This is a genomic window from Asanoa iriomotensis, assembly GCF_016862515.1.
In the GTDB taxonomy this organism is placed as follows: Bacteria; Actinomycetota; Actinomycetes; order Mycobacteriales; family Micromonosporaceae; genus Asanoa; species Asanoa iriomotensis.
The window spans coordinates 1-17,518 of record NZ_BONC01000069.1; the positions used below are offsets into that span (position 1 = coordinate 1).

The 17,518-nt window shown below is 73.5% G+C and carries 8 protein-coding genes; 2 read left to right on the forward strand and 6 right to left on the reverse strand.

Annotated elements, in window-relative coordinates:
- Both Air01nite_RS33160 and Air01nite_RS33165 read right to left on the reverse strand, forming a co-directional pair.
- Positions 1 to 5,363: type I polyketide synthase (locus Air01nite_RS33160; RefSeq protein WP_203707313.1), on the reverse strand; the 5,363-nt coding region annotated here is incomplete at its 3' end.
- 9 nt (positions 5,364 to 5,372) lie between these two features.
- Complete coding sequence (locus Air01nite_RS33165) at positions 5,373 to 6,884, reverse strand: PfaD family polyunsaturated fatty acid/polyketide biosynthesis protein (protein WP_239091143.1); 1,512 nt, start codon at positions 6,882 to 6,884, stop codon at positions 5,373 to 5,375.
- Positions 6,885 to 7,116: 232 nt separating this feature from the next.
- Here Air01nite_RS33165 and Air01nite_RS33170 point away from each other — a divergent pair, with 232 nt between their 5' ends.
- Positions 7,117 to 7,788, forward strand: a complete 672-nt coding sequence (locus Air01nite_RS33170; protein WP_203707315.1) for a hypothetical protein — start codon at positions 7,117 to 7,119, stop codon at positions 7,786 to 7,788.
- An 18-nt stretch (positions 7,789 to 7,806) separates the two neighbouring features.
- Here Air01nite_RS33170 and Air01nite_RS33175 read toward each other — a convergent pair whose 3' ends face one another.
- From Air01nite_RS33175 to Air01nite_RS33185, 3 genes are all read right to left on the reverse strand, one after another.
- Positions 7,807 to 8,442, reverse strand: a complete 636-nt coding sequence (locus Air01nite_RS33175) for a response regulator transcription factor (RefSeq protein WP_203707316.1) — start codon at positions 8,440 to 8,442, stop codon at positions 7,807 to 7,809.
- Positions 8,442 to 10,409, reverse strand: a complete 1,968-nt coding sequence (locus Air01nite_RS33180; protein ID WP_203707317.1) for a sensor histidine kinase — start codon at positions 10,407 to 10,409, stop codon at positions 8,442 to 8,444. Before Air01nite_RS33180 ends, Air01nite_RS33175 begins: the two co-directional genes overlap by 1 nt.
- Positions 10,410 to 10,472: 63 nt before the next feature.
- Positions 10,473 to 15,923: an ATP-binding protein gene (locus Air01nite_RS33185; RefSeq protein ID WP_203707318.1), complete on the reverse strand. Its 5,451-nt coding sequence runs from the start codon at positions 15,921 to 15,923 to the stop codon at positions 10,473 to 10,475.
- A gap of 187 nt (positions 15,924 to 16,110) precedes the next feature.
- Here Air01nite_RS33185 and Air01nite_RS33190 point away from each other — a divergent pair, with 187 nt between their 5' ends.
- Positions 16,111 to 16,719, forward strand: a complete 609-nt coding sequence (locus tag Air01nite_RS33190) for a TMEM175 family protein (RefSeq protein ID WP_203707319.1) — start codon at positions 16,111 to 16,113, stop codon at positions 16,717 to 16,719.
- Here Air01nite_RS33190 and Air01nite_RS33195 read toward each other — a convergent pair.
- Complete coding sequence (locus tag Air01nite_RS33195) at positions 16,716 to 17,507, reverse strand: class I SAM-dependent methyltransferase (RefSeq protein ID WP_203707320.1); 792 nt, start codon at positions 17,505 to 17,507, stop codon at positions 16,716 to 16,718. The genes Air01nite_RS33190 and Air01nite_RS33195 overlap by 4 nt on opposite strands.
- Between the last annotated feature and the right edge of the window lie 11 nt (positions 17,508 to 17,518).

A 17,518-nucleotide genomic window follows, 5' to 3' on the forward strand; every position in this document is an offset into this window, starting at 1 on the left:
TCGAGCAGCGCGACGTCGCACTGGAGCTGGTCGGTGGTCCGGGTCGCCGCCCGGACGACGCAGCGCAGCATCCCGGGAGCCGGTCCCGGGCGGTGCACGCGGACCGCGTCCACACCCATCGGCAGCGTGGCGGCGCCGGTCGCGTGGCCGGCCCACAGCACCGCCGCCTGGAGCGCGCCGTCGATCGCGGCCGGGTCCGTGCGCCACGGCCCCGGCCAGCCCATCGCACGGACGCCGACCAGCCGCGCCTCGGCTCCCCGCGCGGACACCGTCACCTGTCGCAGGACCTGGAAATCGGGGCCGTGGAACAGGGCGGCGGCCTTGTAGACGGCGGCCTCCGTGATGGGCTCGCCCAACCCGTCCGGCGTGGTCCAGCGTTGCGGTGGCCCGTCCGGCTCGACGAGGCGCGCCGTGTAGTGCACCCGGCCCGACGTCAACCGGAGGTCACGCCCGGCGGCCTCGACGGTGAACCGGCCTGCCAACTCGGGGAGGTCGACCCGGTGCAGCACGCGGACGTCGGCCAGCGCAGGCGGGCGCTCGTTCGTCAGGGCGGCGAACCAGTCGATGGCCATCGCCAGCGGGAGTACGGGCACGCCGGCCGGAGCGTGGTCGGCCAGGAACCCGTGCGTCGCCGCGGTGACCGTGGCTTCCGCGACGAGCCGGCCGTTCCCAGCGGGCCCGGCGGCGGCGATGAGGACCGTGGTCGCGTCGTCGGCCGTGCCCAGTTCTGCGACGAACGCCTGCGCACCGCGGTCGAGCGGGATCATCCCCACGCCGAGACTGTTGAAGTGGGCCGCGTGTGCCGCCGTGACCATGCCCGCGTCCCACGGACCCCAGCCGATCGCGCGGACCCGGCACGACGGTCGCCGGCGCTGCTCGGCGGCGGCCATCTGGTTGAGGACCTCGTTGGCCATCGCGTAGTCGCACTGCCCGGCGTTGCCGTAACGCGCGGCCACGGACGAGAACAGGATCAGCAGGTCGAGCGGATCGCCCACGGTCGCGTCGAGCAGGGCTTCGAGCCCGGCGACCTTCGTCGCGTACACGCGGTCGAAGTCGGTCTTGTCCGCGATGCGCTTGTCCGCGAGAACGCCGGCACCGTGGACGATCCCGGTGATCGGCCCCCATTCCTGCCGGGCGCGGTCGAGCTCCCGGCTCACCGCGGTGCGATCCGTGACGTCAAGGGCGGCGTAGCGCACCGTGGCCCCCGCCCGCTCCAGATCTGCCAGGGTGGCACGCACCTCACGGCAGGCCAGGATCGTGCGGGCGCTCGCCGACAACTGAGCCGGGGTGGCGCGTTCCCGTTCGGCCAGCACGCGCGTCACCGACGGCTCGTCGTGGGCACCGGCCAGGTACGCCGGCTCGTCGGCGAGCGCTGTCCGCCCGAGCAGCAACATGCGTGGCTGTGTCGCCGCCGCCAGCGCCCGCAACCCGGCTGCGGTGACGCCACGTGCGCCACCGGAGACCACGAGGACCGAGTCGCGGGTGACGGTCAGATCGGACGGGGATGGTGCTGGGGCCTCGCGGTCGAACAGGGTCCATCGTGTCCCGTCGGCGCGCAGGCCCACGTCGAGCGTCGGTCCGCCGGTCAGCAGCTCGTCGACGAGCGCGGCGGCGATGGCGTCCGCGTCACGGTCGCCGCGCTGGCAGTCGATGGCCTTGACCGCGGCCGACGGCCACTCCTTCGCGGCGGTCCTCGCCAGGGCCGCCAACGCGCCGAACGGGGCGCGGCGCGGATCAGGATCGTGCAGGCCGAAGCTGCCGGCGGTGTCCTGCACGGTCACGAAGACGCCGCCGCGCTCCCCCATGCTGGCCGCGACCACCCGGGCGGCTCGGAAAGCGGCGTGGCCGGAGTCCTCCACCGACGACAGTCCACCGAGGAGGATCACTCCCCATGCGTCCGGTGCGGGCTTGTCCTCGACCGTGGCGGTGATTCCGCGCGCGTCGAGGTGGGCGACCACGGCTTGGGCGAGTCCGCTGCCGCCGTCGACGACGGCGATCGGCCCGTCGCGCAGGCCCGCCAACGCCAGCCCGCATGCCGGCGCGGCGATCGGCCTGACCTGTAATCGCCGGACCACCACCGCCGGGGTCGGCGGATCGGCTGGGCTGTCGTCGCCGGCGAGCCGGATGACCTCGTCGATCGTGCGCGCCTGGAACAGCTCGGCCATCCGCGGCGAGTCGGTCGCCGGCAGGCCGTGCGTGCGCTCGCGTACCGCGGCGAAGATCTCGACTCTCTTGATCGAGTCGATGCCGAGGTCGGCGGCGAGGTCCATGCCGCCGTCGAGCATGTCCGCCGGATAGCCGGTCTTCTCGGCGACGACGGCGAGCAGCAGCGCGAGGCTGACGGGTTCGGTGGCCGGGGTCGCCGGCGCGGGCGCGGAAAGAGGCGGTGGTTCGGGTAGCACGGTCGGCACGACCTGCGGTTCCGCCGCTGGTGGCATGAACACGGCGGGTGCCGGGACGTGTTGCGGCGCCGGCGGCGGTGAGGGAGGCTGGCCGGTCAACGCGGCGAACGTGTTCTCGGCCATCTGGAGGAATGCCTGGTGCGACTCGGCGAGGACGCGCTGGAAGTGCATGTGCGCCTCGGCGGTCTGGCGTTGCACCTCCTGCACCGCCGCCAGCCATTGGGTGTTCGGTTCGGGCTCGGTCATCGGGGCGGTGGCCTCCACGAGGATGGGTGGTGCGGGCGGGACCGGGCGAGTCGGAGCAGGGGCAACGTAGCCGGATCCGTTGACGCGCACGGTCCCTCGGCGTGCTGCCGGCGGCGGTGGGCTCGCGTCCGTCGTCCGGCCCAGGTTCATGGGCACGCCGTGCACGGCGAGCCGGCCGAGGGCTTCGTGCCAGGCGGACACGCCGTCGCGCCCGCGCCTGTCCAGGCTGACGGCCACGTGCGGGCGGTCGCCGAGGATCGCGCCGATCAGGCCGGTGAGCGCGGAGCCGGCACCCACCTCGATGAACGTGCGCACGCCGTCGGCGTACATCGTCTCGATCTGATCGAGGAACCGGACCGGCGCGGCGACCTGCCTCGCGAGGGTGCGGCGGACGGCGTCGGGTGTGCGGCTGTAGACCGCCGCGTCCGTGTTGCCGTAGACGTCGATCCGCGGTGCGGTCAGCTCGAGCTTCTCCAGGAACGCGCGCAGCGGCTCCTCGGCGGTGCCGGCCAGCGGGCTGTGGAAGGCGGCGGACACGTTGAGGCGGCGCGCCGTGACGCCGCTCGCCGTCAGGCGCTCGTGCAGTGCTTCGATCGCGCCTACGGTCCCCGAGACGACGGTCTGCCGAGGGGCGTTGACGTTCGCGAGCCAGACGTCGGCCGACTCACCGATCGCGGTGAGGACGGTTTCGGCGTCCGCGCTCACCGCCAGCATCGTGCCGGCGTCGATCCGCGCCAGCAGGTCACCCCGGTGCCGGGCGAGGCGCAGCAGGCTCTTGGCGTCCATGGCGCCGGCCGCGTGCAGCGCTACCAACTCGCCGAGGCTGTGGCCCGCCACGCAGTCCGGCGCGACGCCGACCGACCTCAGCAGGGCGAGCAGGGAAAGGCTGTGTGTGGCCAGCGCCGGTTGTGCCCACCGGGTGTCGGTGAGCCGACGCTCCTGGGCCGCACGCTGGTCGTCCGTGAAGGCCGGCGGCGGGAAGACGACGTCGTGCGGCCCGAGATCCCACACCCGCGCCGCCGCGGGGAAGGCCATTGCGAGGTCGCCGCCCATCCCGACGTACTGCGATCCCTGGCCGGGAAACACGAACGCGATCCGGCCAGGGTCCGCCGACGCGCTTTCGTAGAAGACGCCGCCGGGCAGGGAGAACGGTGCGTCGGGCTGCCTGGCGATCGTGGCGGAGGCGCGGTCGAGCTTGTCGCGCAGGTCGCCTTCGTCGGTCACCGCCACGGCCAGCCGATATGGGTCGCCACGGTTGAAGTCTCGCGACAGCCGCCCAGGCGAGTCGGCGCTGAAGAGGACGAGCTGACCGGTCGCGGACCGGATCCACGGTGCATCGCCGCCGTGCTCTTCGAGCGTGACGTGGTAGTTGGCGCCGCCGAAGCCGAAGCTCGACACGGACGCCCGGCGCGGGTGAGTGCGCCGGGCCCACGGCCGCGCGGCGGTGTTCAGGTAGAACGGGCTCCCCTCGATCCCGAGGCCGGGATTGGGTTCGCGCACCTTGATGGTCGGCGGAAGGACCCGCTGGTGCAGGGCCAGCACGGCCTTGATCAGCCCGGCGGCGCCCGCCGCCGCCTTCGTGTGCCCGATCTGGGACTTGACGCTCCCGAGCGCGCACCACCCGCTGTCGGGCCGTCCGGTCGCGCCGAAGACCTGCCGTAACGCCTCGAACTCGGCGGCGTCTCCGGCGCGGGTCGCGGTGCCGTGGGCCTCCACCAACTCGACGGTGTCGGGGCCGTATCCGGCGGCGTCGTACGCGCGGCGCAGGGCTCGTTCCTGGCCTTTGGGCATCGGCGCGTAGATGGCGCCACCCCTGCCGTCCGAGGAGGTGCCGACCCCGCGGATCACGGCGTAGATCCGGTCGCCGGCGCGCTCGGCGGCGTCCAGTCGTTTCAGTGCCAGCATCGCCAGGCCCTCGCCGAGCAGCGTGCCGTCGGCGTCCGCGGAGAACGGGCGCGCGTCGCCGGTCGGTGACAGGGCCGGCGTCTTGCTGAAGCACACGTACATCAGCGGGTTGTTGGTCGCGTCCACCCCGCCGGTGACGACCAGGTCCGCGGTGCCCAGCGCCAGCTCGTTGGCCGCTGCCGAGACCGCCGCGAGCGAGCTCGCGCAGGCGGCGTCGACGGTGCAGCTCGTGCCGTGCAGGTCGAGACGGTTCGCGATCCGCCCGGCCACCACATTGGAGAGCAGGCCGGGGAACGAGTCCTCCTGCCACGGCACGTACTGTGCGGCGATCCGGCCGCAGATCTCCTCCGCCTGCTTTTCCTGGATCCCCTGCTCCAACAGGGCTTTGCGCCAGATCGGCCGCTGGATGCGCGCGTCCATCGTGCCCACGCGGCTGAGCGTTGAGCTGCCGAGGATGACGCTGACGCGTTCACGGTCGAGTGGTTCGGCCAGGTTCCGGTCGAGGTCGGCCAGCAGCGCGTCCGCGACGGTCAGGCCCAGCAGCTGGGCGGGGTCGATCGCCTCCAGTGTGGACGGCGGCAGCCCGTGGGCGAGGGGGTCGAACTCGATCTCCGGCAGGAACCCGCCGCGGCGGCTGTAGGTCGTGTCGGGCGTCGCAGGGTCCGGGTCGTAGAACCCGTCGGCGGGCCAGCGGCCGGCCGGCACCTCGGTGATCAGGTCCCGGCCGGTGACGATGGTGCGCCAGAACTCGGCCGTGTCCCGGGCGCCGGGCATCAGGGCGGCGAGCCCCACGACGGCGATCGGCACCATCGGTCCTCCTCAGGACAACAGGCGTGGGCGCGGGGCGAACGCGTCATCGGGCACCGCGACGCCGTAGGAACGCAGTTGGTGGGCGCGGGTCACCGCCGCCGCGCCTTCGAGCAGGTTGAGTGCGATCTGCACGACGGTGCGCCGCCGCGGCTCGGCGAGCGGGGTGCCCGCCGCCCAGCGGTTGAAGGCACCGATCGCGGGCCCGCACCAGATCTGGTAGTCGGTCTGCCGGGTCGGCTCGCCCGTGATGGCCCAGCGGCTCGACAGGCCGAGATAGGACCGGAAGACCAGGGCCATCCGATGGCGCGGATCGTGGTCGGCACGCTCGGCCTCCCGCGGGTCGCGGTCCATCCAGAACTGCCGGGTCTGCGCCCAGCAGCCCTCGAAGGTGCCGCGCAGGACGTCCTTCTCGATGCGTTCACGGGTCGCGTCGGGCACGTCGTCCAGCGACGGGAACGCCAGGTAGGTCTCGTAGAGCTGGCCGGCCCGGGCCGCGAACAGGGTGCCGCGGCGCAGGACCTGCACCTTGATGCCGTACTCGAACATGTCGGCCGCGGGAGCCATGGCGACGTCGGCCAGATCGGCGGCGGCGAGCAGCGCTTTGGCCGCGTCGGAGAGGCCCGCCTCGACGGACAGCTGGTTGATCGTGCCGGTCACTACGTAGGCCGCACCGGCGGCGAAGGCGGCCGCCACACCCGCCGGATCGCCCAGCCCGCCGGCGGCGCCGACGCGGACCGGCCGGGCGTAGCCGTGGCGGCGGACCAGGTCGTCGCGCAGGGCACGGATCGCCGGCAGCACGACGGCGAGGGGCCGGTTGTCGGTGTGGCCGCCGCTGTCGGCCTCCACGGTCACGTCGTCGGCGAGCGGCACTCGCGCCGCCAGGTCCGCCTCGGACCGCGTGATCTGGCCGCGTTCGACGAGCGTCCGCAGGATCTCGGGCGGCGCCGGCGACAGGAACTTCGCGGCGACCTCGGGCCGGGAGACCTTCGCGAACAGGTGCCGGGCGCGGCCTTCCGGTCGCAGGCCGGCGACCGCGCAGCGCACGACCGCCGGTGTCAGGTCCATGTAGGCCGACACCGACACCTTGGGCACGGCGGCGTCCACCAGCAGGTCGACCAGGCGTTCCTCGGACTCGGGTGCGGCGGGCGCGTGGATCAGGTTGACGCCCCAGTTGTCGCGGCCCCGCAGGCTGCGGCTCAGCTCCGCCACCGCGCGTTCGACGGCCGGCAGCGGCAGCCCGGCGGCGCCGAAGAAACCGAGCATCCGCGCCTCGGCCATCGCGACGACCGAGGCGACGGTGGCGATGCCGTTGGCCATCTCGCCAGCCACGTAGGGGAACCGCACGCCGTGGGTGCGGTTGAAGGAGCGGTCGCCGAGCCATTCCGGATAGAGCGGGGGCAGCGTGCCGAGCAGCTCATATCCTTCGGCGCCGGCAGTGACCAGTCGCCCACCGAGCCCGAGGCCGGGCTCATGACCGGCCTGACCCCGCACCACGTGTACGGGCTCCCGGAAGCGCCGCACACAATGGACGATGCCGTCGGGCGAAAAGTCGGCCTGACGCTCGCCAGGCACCCAACGCGGCGCGGCCACCACTGCCCCCTCCGCCACGCATGCGCCCACCGACGCCGGCGCGGTCAGCTCCGAGCGTAACCGCCGGGGTGTATATCGGGGTGACCCCAGCCGGGACATTCCTCCCGGGCCGGCGGGACCCGCGGTGGCGCGGGACGGGACGCCGTGGCGGTTGCGTGGCCGCATGACCATTATCGACAGCCGTCGTGAGGCGGTGGGTGACGTTGGCTACGGTGCGTGGCGCGTCGTCGCCGGGCTCGCGCTCGTCGCCTGGCCTCTGCTGCACCTCGCCGGCTTTCTCACCTCGCCGCCGGGCGAGACCCACGAACCCGACCTCTACCGCGAACATGCCGCTCTCGTGCAGGTCAGTGCCGTGATCCTGCACTACAGCGCGATCCTCATCGTGCCGGTCGTCCTGGCGCTGGCACACCTGCTGCGGGCGCGGATGCCCAGGCTCGCCGTCGTCGCCGGGCTCGTGGGTGCGCTCGCGGCGGTCAACGGTTCCGCGCTGCTGCTCACCGACTTCTACGACCTGGCTTTGGCCCACTCCCTGCCCGACGCGCAGGCCGTGGCGGTCACCGAACTGGCCAACGGGTACCCGGGCGTGCTCTACGGCTTCCTGCTGCCCGCGTTTCTCGTGCACCCGGCGCTGATCGTGCTCGCGGTCGCCCTGACGCGGACCGGCGACCTCCGGTGGTGGCAGCTCACCCTGCTCGTCGCGGGTCTGGTCATTCCGTTCCTGACCACCGGCCAGGCGCCGGTCGTGCAGTCGGTCGGCCCCGTGCTGATCCTGGCGGCGCTGGCCCCGCTCGGCCTGCGGGTCCTGCGGATGCCGCCGGAACGCTGGCGGATCTAGATTGCCCGGGAGGCGGGTCTACAGGCCCGCCTCCCGCGCCCGCAGGATGGCCTGCGCGCGGTCGGCGACGCGCAGCTTGGTGAAGATGTTCGACACGTGGTTGCGCACGGTCTTCTGGTGCAGGCCCAGCCGCTCCGCGATCTGCGGGTTGGTCAGGTGCCGCGCGACCAGGCCGAGGATCTGCCGCTCCCGGTCGCTGAGCTCCGGAAACGCGTTCGACCGCCGGTCGAGGCCGGCGAAGTACCCCATGAGCCGCACGGCCAGCCCCGCACCGAAGATCGCCTCGCCGGCCGCCACCGCCCGCACCGAGCGGACCAACTCCGCGCGGCGGGCGCCCTTGAGCACGTAGCCGCGGGCGCCGGCGCGCATCGCCGCGAAGACCGAGTCGTCGTCGTCGGCCATGCTCAGAATCAGCACGCGTACGTGCGGCATCGCAGCGATCAACCGCTCGGTCGCGGCGATGCCGCCCATGCCGGGCATCGCGAGGTCGAGCAGCACGACGTCGGGCTGCGCCACCGGCGCCAGCGCCAACGCCTGCTCGCCCGTCGCCGCCTCGTCGACCACCTCGATGTCGGGCACGGCCTCGAGCAGCGCCCGCAGCCCCGCCCGGAACGCCGCGTGGTCGTCGACGACCAGCGCACGGATCGTCTCCATCACTCCCCCGCTCCCGCCGGCAGGTCGGCATGGACGGCGCTGCCGGTGGCGTCGCTGGAGACGCGCAGCGTGCCGCCCACTTCCGCCGCCCGCTCCCGCATCGAGGCGATGCCCACGCCGCCGGGACGCTCGGTGATCCCGCCCGTGCCGTCGTCGCGGACCGACAGCACCAGGCGGTCGCCGGCCAGACGCAAGGTGACCAGCCCCTGCCCAGCCCGAGCGTGCCGCCGGAGGTTGGCGACCGCTTCGACCGCGATCCGGTACGCGGCCACCTCCGTCGCCGCGGGCAGCGGCGGCAGCGGATCCTGAGCGTCCAATGTGACCGGTGTCGCACCAGCCGGCAGCGTGGCCAGGTGCGACCGGAGCGCTCCGGCCAGGCCGAGCGTGTCCAGGGCCGGCGGGCGCAGGCCGTCGACCAGCCGCCGCACGTCGCCGATCGCGGCCCGGGCGTCGTCAGCGATCAGCGCGAGCAACCCCGACGCGGCCGCGCCGGCCACGTCCTGCGCCGCCTCGGCCCGCATCGTCAGGCCCGCCAGCGTCGGGCCGAGGCCGTCGTGCAGGTCACGGCGCAGCCGCCGGCGCTCCTCCTCGCGGGCCACCACCAGCCGCTCGCGCGAACGCTGGAGATCGGCGGACAGCCGCACCGCGCGCTCCGTCTCGCGGAACGCGTGCACCGCGACGCCCACGTGCCGCGCCAGGTCGGTCAGCAACGGGGAGTCGCGCGCGGGCCAGATGGCCAGCGCGCCGACCTCCTCGCCCTGGTAGGTCAGCGGCAGCCGGGTCGGCGGCCCGTCGGCGGCGCCGGTGGCGACGGTCGGGCCGTCGACCACCTCCACCGCGACGTAGCGCAGCCGCAGGGTGTCCGCGACGGTCCGGGCGATCACCGGCAGGACAGCCGCCGGGCTGACCGCCTCCTCCAGGCGACGGCCGAGTGTGGCCAGCACGGCGTACGGGTCATCGCGGCGCCCGTACGACAGGCGATCGATGCCGTTCTGGAGGCGCGCCCGCAGCGGCGCGAAACCGACCGCGACCGCCGCCGCCGCGACGACCGAGACCGACAGGCTGCCCGAGCGGCCGACGACGGCGCCGAGGTAACCGGCGACGAGCACGTACCCGCCGACCAGGAACGTCGACAGCGCCACGTAGAGCAGCGTGCGGTTGACCAGCCGGTCGACGTCGTAGAGGCGGTGCCGCAGCACGGCCACCGTCACCGCGGCCGGCACGAGGCTGAGCCCGGCCGCGCCGGCGTATTCCCAGAACAGGCTCCCGCGCGGCCACGGCGAGCCCGCGTCGCCGTCGGTCAGTCCTGCGACCAGCCGGGCCACCACCACCAGCGCGGCCACGGTGACCGCCCACGCCACCCAGATGAGCTGGCGGCGGCGCTCCTCGCCCGCCGCTCGGGCGCGCAGCACGACCGCGACAGCGCCCGCGGCGAACGTGAGCCCGGCGAGCAGCGTGAACGCGCGGTCCGTCCCCACCACGCTCAGCCCGGGCACCCCGAGCGGGTTGACGATCGCGGGATGCCCGGCGAGCTGGTCCGGCGTGCCGGGCCGCAACGCGCTCAGCACCGCCGCGGTCGCCGCCGTCGCCAGCAGCGGGCCGAGCAGCCACCACCAAGGCCGGGACGGCAGCCGGCCATCGGGGAAGAACAAGGGCACGAGTGCGGCACACAGGTTCGCGGGCACCCACAGCCACGTGGTGATCCAGGCGGCCAAGCCACTGTCCGCGGCGGCCTCGCCGCACAGCTCGACCACCGCGAACGAGAACGCGCTGCCGAGCAGCAGCCAACCCAGCAGGCTGCGCCGGCCGCCCGCGACCAGCGCACCCGCCACCGCGCAGGTCAGCACGAGGACGAGATAGGCGCGCGTACGCGGATCGGTGCCGTTGGCGACGCCGAGCACCACCGCGCCGGCGACCGCCGCCACGGTGACCAGGCATGCCGCCCACGCCACCCGCCTCCCCAGCACGCCCGCCACCATAACGGCCGGGCGTCCCGGCGGGATCGGGACAATGTCCCGATCCCCGGTGCGTCAGGACATGCCGCGCGCGATCGCCTCGATGATCCGCGGGCGCAGGTCGGCCGCGCTGATGATCTCGTCGACCGAGCCGACCTCGACCGCGCGCTGGATGCTGTGCACCCGGTCGAACTCCGATGCCACCTCGGCGAGCTTCTCGGCCCGCACCGACGACTGGACCTCGGCCAGGCGGGCGTTGAGGGCCGCGCGCTCCGCACCGCTCGCCGCCGAGACGCTGGCCTGCAGCTCGGTCACGCGCGGGTCCGTCGCCGTGCGGTTGTTGACGTCGCCCGAGAAGACCACCGCGGCCGCGGGTGCGCCGCCCAGGACCGAGGCGACCGAGCCCTCCAGCGCCAGCACCGTCATGTTGGGGTTGAGGCGCTTGGAGAAGACCACGAAGGCGCCGCCGTGGTAGCGGGAGATGACGCAGAAGATGATCGGGCCCTCGAAGTTGACGATCGCCCGGCCGATCTCCGCGCCGTATTCGAGCTGCAGCTTGCGCATCGACTCCGGGGAGCCGTCGAAGCCGCTCAGGTTGGCCAGCACCACCAGCGGGCGGTTGCCGGACGCCGCGTTGATCGCGCGGGCCGTCTTCTTCGACGAGCGCGGGAACAGCGTGCCCGCCGTGTACGCGTCGGGGCCGTCGGTGGGCGGGAAGCCCCGCCGCGGCACCGAGCGCGACTCGATGCCCACCAGACACACGGGCCAGCCGCCGATGTGCGCGTCCTGCACCACCGACGTCTCCGCGTCGGCCATGCCCGCCCAGCGTTCCAGCACCGCATGGTCCTGATCGGACAGTGCGCGCATCACCGTGCGGATGTCGAAGGCCTTCTTCCGGTCCGGGTTGTGCGCGGAGGAGAAGATCTGACCGACCGTGGTGAAGTCGCTGCCGGCCACCTCGTGCGGGAACACCGACACGTCACGGTCGGCCGGGTCCGTCGTGGCGGCCCGCCGCGGGCCGCGCTCGCCGGGCACCACGTAGGTGTGGTCGTAGTGCGCCATCAGCACGTCGCGGGCCGCCGCCAGGTTCGGTGCCCAGTACTGCGCCTGACCATTCGGGCCCATGACCCGGTCGTAGCCGCCGATGCCGAAGTTGTCCTCGGCCGACACGCCGCCCGAGAAGTCCAGGGCCTGCTTGCCGGTCAGCACCATGGCCGAGTCGGGCGTCATCACCAGGATGCCCTTGGTGTGCATGAGCATCGTGGCCTCGGCGTTCCAGTAGGGCTGTGCGCCCACGTTGATGCCCGCCACCACGATGTTGATCTCGCCGCCGTCCTGGGTGAACGTGACGATCCGCTTGAGCGCGGCCGCGACCCAGTCCATGTTCTCGGTGCCCGAGCTCATCGAGATCCGGGCGCCCGCCGACAGCGCGAACCACTCGAGCGGCAGACCGAGCGACGAGGCCAGGTCCAGGGCCGCGATCACCCGCGCGCACTCCGGCTCCGACAGCGCGCCGAGCGCCTTGGTCGGGTCGCCGAGCAGGACGACCCGCTTGATGCCCTCGGGATGCCGTGGCGTCACGGTCGTGACCACGCCCGCGACGATGGCAGCCTTGTTGCGCCCCTTCGGCCGCGACACCGGCTCCAGCACACCGGCGTCGGACATGTCGTACTCGACGAAGTCGCCGAGCATCGAGGTGACCTCGTACGGATAGACGTTGCCGCGCCGGGCCGCCCGCAACACCTTCTGCCGGTAGTCGTCGAGCGGCAGCACCGGCTCCAGCGACGGCTTGTCGACGTGCAGGCTCGCGCCGTTGCCCGGGTCCAGGGTGATCCGCACCGCGACCTCGGCCAGCTCGCCGGCCGCGTTGCGCTGCCGGGCGATGAACTGGACCTCCTCCAGACCCGCGCCGGCCGTGGTCGGCAGGATGCGCTGGACCAGCGCCTGCAGTTCCTCCATCGTCAGCTCGGTCGACGGCCAGACGTACATCATCAGGCGGTTGGTGTCGTAGCGCTTGTTCTGCGGCCGTTGCGCCTGGATGTTGCGGATCGCGTCGAGGCCCGCGGTGATCGCGTCCTCCAGCGCCGGCAGCGCGACCAGGCGGCCGTCGTTCTCGCGCAGCGGTGTCAGGTCGCGGACCTGGCCCATCGCGATCAGCCGCTCGTCGGCCGGGTTGCTGCGGGCGACCGCCTTGAACAGGTAGATCTCCTCGTCCGCGGACGGCAGCCGGGTGAGGTCGAACTCGCGCAGCCGGTGCAGCTGGAGACGGCCCGCGATCTGCGGGTGCAGGCCCCGGATCAGCCGGTCCTCGGCGAAGCCGGCACCGTCGGGCCGGAACGTGAAGTGGTGGTGCACCACGGCGCCGCTCGTGCCGGCCACGGTGGTGGTGATCCGGCGGACGCCCGTCGGCTGCGGGTGCGCCGCGAGGATCTGGCCGAGCCGCACCGCCATCGTGTCGGCGTCGGGCTGGTCCTCCCAGGTCACGTAGAGGTCGGCGACCAGCCCGCGCCCCGGAGCGTCGGCGGCGAAGGCCGCGACCGCGCCGATCGCGTCCGGCAGCGCGGAAATGTCCACAGTGGTGGTCACCACCCGGGTCGCACCGCGGGGATCGGTGTGCTCCGCGGTGACGAACCGGCACCCGGCCGCCTCGCGCACGGCGACCGCCGACAGCGCCCGGTTGCCGTAGTAGCGCCGGGTCAGCACCTCCAGCAGCGGCGCGTGGTCGCGCCCCGGCCGGCCGACCCGCTGGCCGATCAGCCGGACCAGCGGCTCGTTGCTCGCCACCATCGCCTGGATCCGGTCGGCGCGGTCGGGCGCGGACGGGTTGTCGTCGAGGTGGCGCAGGTCCGCGCGGACGGCCGCGTACACCGTGGCGCGGTTGCGGCGCAGCAGCGGCTGGGCGAACCAGCGGAAGACGACGCCGCGGGCCAGGTCGGAGACCGCCGGGAAGCGCACCTGGGTGGCCTCGACGAGGTGCTCCAGGGCGAGGCCGCAGCGTTCGCGCAACGGCTCGGCCGGCGGCGCCCCGGCCAGCCACCCGCGCAGCAGCTCGTTGACGATCTTTACCGAGGTGCTCATCTGCTGCTGAGCGAGGAAGATCCGGAAGACCGCCGCCTCGAGCGCGGGCGTGCGCTCGAGCCCGTCGATGCCGTAGTGGGCCAGCACCGTGGTGAGCTTGGCCTGGAAGCTCGACGTGACACCGGCCCGCTCGACGTCGAGGCTCTGCAGGTAGGCGTGGAAATATTCGCGGGGGCTGTGCACCGGGCTGTCCGGCACGGCGTCCAGCTCGCCGCTGGGTGTGTTGCGGCTCAGCTCCGACAGGTCGGCGAACACGGTGAACAGGTCGAGCTCGCCCGCATTCGGTTGCCCGCCCAGGTCGGCCCGGGCGGTCAGGTAGCCGGCCAGCACCCGCCGGTGGTCGCGGACGTCGCCGTCGAAGCCGAGCAGCAGGCCGCGCAGGTCATGCAGGCCGTGTGCGGCGCGCTCGGCAGGCGTGCCTTCGGGCGCCGGCCCCGGCAGCTCGATCTCGACCGCCGCAGTCTCGGGCGCCGCCGCCTCCTCGCCGCCGAGGGGCTCCAGCCGCATCAGCGGCGCGCCGGTCTCGACCTGGCTGCCGACCGACACGGGGCATTCGCGGACCCGGGCCCGGAACGGCGCGCGCAGCACCGTCTCCATCTTCATGCTTTCGAGTACGAGGATCGGCGCACCGGCCTCGACCTCGTCGCCGACCGTCAGCGGCGTGGCGACCACCAGCGCCGGTGCCGGCGACCGGACGACGCCGCCCTCGTCGCGGCTGATCCGGTGGGTGACCCCGTCGACCTCGACCAGGTGCACCGGCCCGTGGGTGGCCGAGACCAGCCGGAAGCGGTTGCCGTTGACGACGATCTGCCCGTTGTACGCGTCGAACCGGTCGAGCTCGACGTCGGCGGCCACGTCGCCGATGCCGACCCGGAAGCGCTTGGCGCCGGCCCGCGCGACGGCGACCCGGTAGCCGGCGCCGCGCAGCTTGAGGTCGAGCGGTCGGCCCGGGTCGTGGTGCACCTGCGGGCGCCCGCCGTGCGCGGTGGCCAGCAGCCGGGAGCGGCTGACCTCCTCCTCGTCCTCGTACGCCTCGATCGCGGCGGCGGCCAGCGCGACCGCGGAGTGCCGGTGGCTGACCAGCCGGCCCTCGGCGCGTACCCGGTCGATCCAGCCGGTGTCGGCGCTCGCGTCGATGACCTCGGGCTGGTCGAGCAGGTCGAGCACGAAGCTCTTGTTGGTCGCGCCGCCCTCGATGATCACCGTGGTCTCGGCCATCGCCCGCCGCAGCCGGCCCAGCGCCTGGTCACGGTCCCGCCCGTACGCGATGATCTTGGCGATCATCGAGTCGAAGTCGGCCGGGATCGTGTCGCCCTCGCTCACGCCGGTGTCGACCCGGATGCCAGGGCCGGCGGGCAGCACCAGGCGGGCGATCCGCCCGGGCGCGGGCGCGAAGTCGCGGTCGGGGTCCTCGGCGTTGAGCCGCGCCTCGATGGCGTGCCCGAGCTCGGCCGGCTGCTCGCCTTCGAGGCGGCCGCCCGCGGCCACGTGCAGCTGCAGGCGCACCAGGTCGGTGCCGGTGGTGATCTCGGTGATCGGGTGCTCGACCTGCAGCCGGGTGTTGACCTCGAGGAACGCGAACATCTTGTCGCCGGGGTGGTAGAGGAACTCCACGGTGCAGGCGCCGCGGTAGCCGACCGCCACCGCGAGCCGCTCGGCCGACGACTTGAGCGAGGCGACCTGGTCGGGCGCGAGGACCGGCGAGGCCGACTCCTCGATGATCTTCTGGTTGCGCCGCTGCACCGAGCAGTCGCGGACGCCCAGCGCCCACGCGTTGCCCTGCCCGTCGGCGATGACCTGCACCTCGACGTGGCGGGCGCCGGTGACCAGGCGCTCCAGGAAGACCACGCCGGAGCCGAACGCGCGCTGCGCCTCCGCGCTCGTCCGCTCGTACGCCTCGGTCAGCTCGTCACCCGACGCGACCTTACGGATGCCGCGGCCGCCGCCGCCCGCGGTGGCCTTGAGCATCAGCGGGTAGCCGATCAGCTCGCCCGCCTTCAGCGCGTCGGCCAGGGTGGCCACCTCGCCGCGGCTCCACGGCGCGACCGGGACGCCGACCTCCTCGGCGATCAGCTTGGCGCCGATCTTGTCGCCGAGCTTGCGCATCGCCTCGGCGCTCGGGCCGACGAAGGTGACGCCGAGCTTCTCGCACAGCTCCGCGAACGCCGGGTCCTCGGCGACGAAGCCCCAGCCCACCCAGGCCGCGTCGGCCCGGGTCTCGACGAGCGCGCGTTCGAGCGCGAGGTGGTCGAGGTACGGGCGGGCCGACGCCGGGCCGAGCGGGTACGCGATGTCGGCGGCGCGGACGAAGGTCGCGTTGCGGTCGGCGTCGGTGTAGAGCGCGATCGTCTCGATCCGCTCACCGGTTTCCGCCGACAGCTCCCGGACGGCGTGGATGAGCCGCATCGCGGCTTCACCACGGTTGACGATGGCGACACGACTGAACACCGACAAAGCCTCCTACTACGCATGCGCATAAGGCGACGTCCGGTTCCCGACCCGCCTGCACCCGCCCTTACCCTGCCCGATTACCCTCCGGTACACCAACGCACCACCTCGCGCATGGCGTCGCCCTCTCGTTGTGGAGACTCCACAAAACACAGATCACCCTCGGTAGCGGACCGATACTGATCAGGTGAGCGAGACCCGCCGAACGGAGGCGTTCAGCGACGGCGTGCTGGCCATCGCCATCACGCTGCTGGTGCTGGACCTGCGGGTGCCGGTGCGCGCGACCCTCGAAGGATCACTTGCCGACGCGCTCGGACACGAGTGGCCCGCGTACGCCGCGTACGTGACGAGTTTCCTGGTCGTGGGCATCATCTGGGTCAACCACCACGCGGTGTTCGAGTTGCTGGCCATGGTCGACCGGATCGCGCTCTTCCTCAACCTGCTGCTGCTCATGCTGGTCGCGGCGATCCCGTTCACCACCTCGCTGTTCGCGGAGTACCTGACCGCCGGCGGGGCACGGGCCCGGACCGCGGCGCTGGTCTACTCCGGGGTGATGCTGGGCATGTCGGTGGCGTTCGCGTCCCTCTACAGCTACATCGGGCGGCACCCGGCCCTGCTCGCGCCGGGCGTCGACGCGGACGCGGTGCGGGGGTCGGTCGTGCGGTTCAGCGTGGTCGGGCTGGCGCTGTACTTGCTCACGGTGGTGATCGCGGTGTTCAGCGCGCCGGCGACCCTGATCGCGCACCTCGTCATCGCGCTGTACTACTGCTTCCGCCAGACCAGAGCCACGGGCTAGCCCACCCGGCAGAGGATCTCGCCGTGGGGCACGAGGAACCAGCCGTCGTCGGCGGCCGCCCACTCGCGCCAGCCGTCGGCGATCCGGGCCAGGTCGCCGTGGTCGGCGTAGCCGAGCGCGACCGCCCGCGCACCCAGCGCCGACCCGGCGACCCGATCGGCCCACATCCCACCCCACCAGGCCCGGTCCGCCGGGGTGGCGAAGCACCAGGTGGACGCGGAGGCCGTGGCGTCCAGGCCGGCCGCCCGCGCCCAGGAGAGCAGCTTGCGGCCGGCGTCGGGCTCGCCGCCGTTGGCGCGGGCGACGCGGCGGTAGAGGTCCTGCCACTCCGACAATGCGGGCACCTCGGGCCACCAGGCGAAGGCCGCGTAGTCGCCGTCGCGGGCCGCGACCAGGCCGCCCGGCCGGGCGACCCGGGCCATCTCGCGCAGCGCCGCCACCGGGTCGGCGAGGTGCTGGAGCACCTGGTGGGCGTGCACCACGTCGAAGCTGTCGTCGGCGAAGCTCAGCGCGTTGACGTCGTCGACCGCGAACTCGATGGCCAGGCCGCGCTCGGCGGCGACCGCGCGGGCCCCCTCCAGCACCGCGGGCGCGGTCTCGACGGCGGTCACCGCGCCGACCCGGGCGGCCAGGTCCGCGGTGATCGTGCCGGGGCCGCAGCCCACGTCGAGCAGCCGGGTCTGCGGGGTCAGCGCGGGCAGCAGGTAGGCGGCGGAGTTCTCGGCGGTGCGCCAGCGGTGGGAGCGCAGGACGGACTCGTGGTGCCCGTGCGTGTAGACGGCGGCCATGCGGATGACCG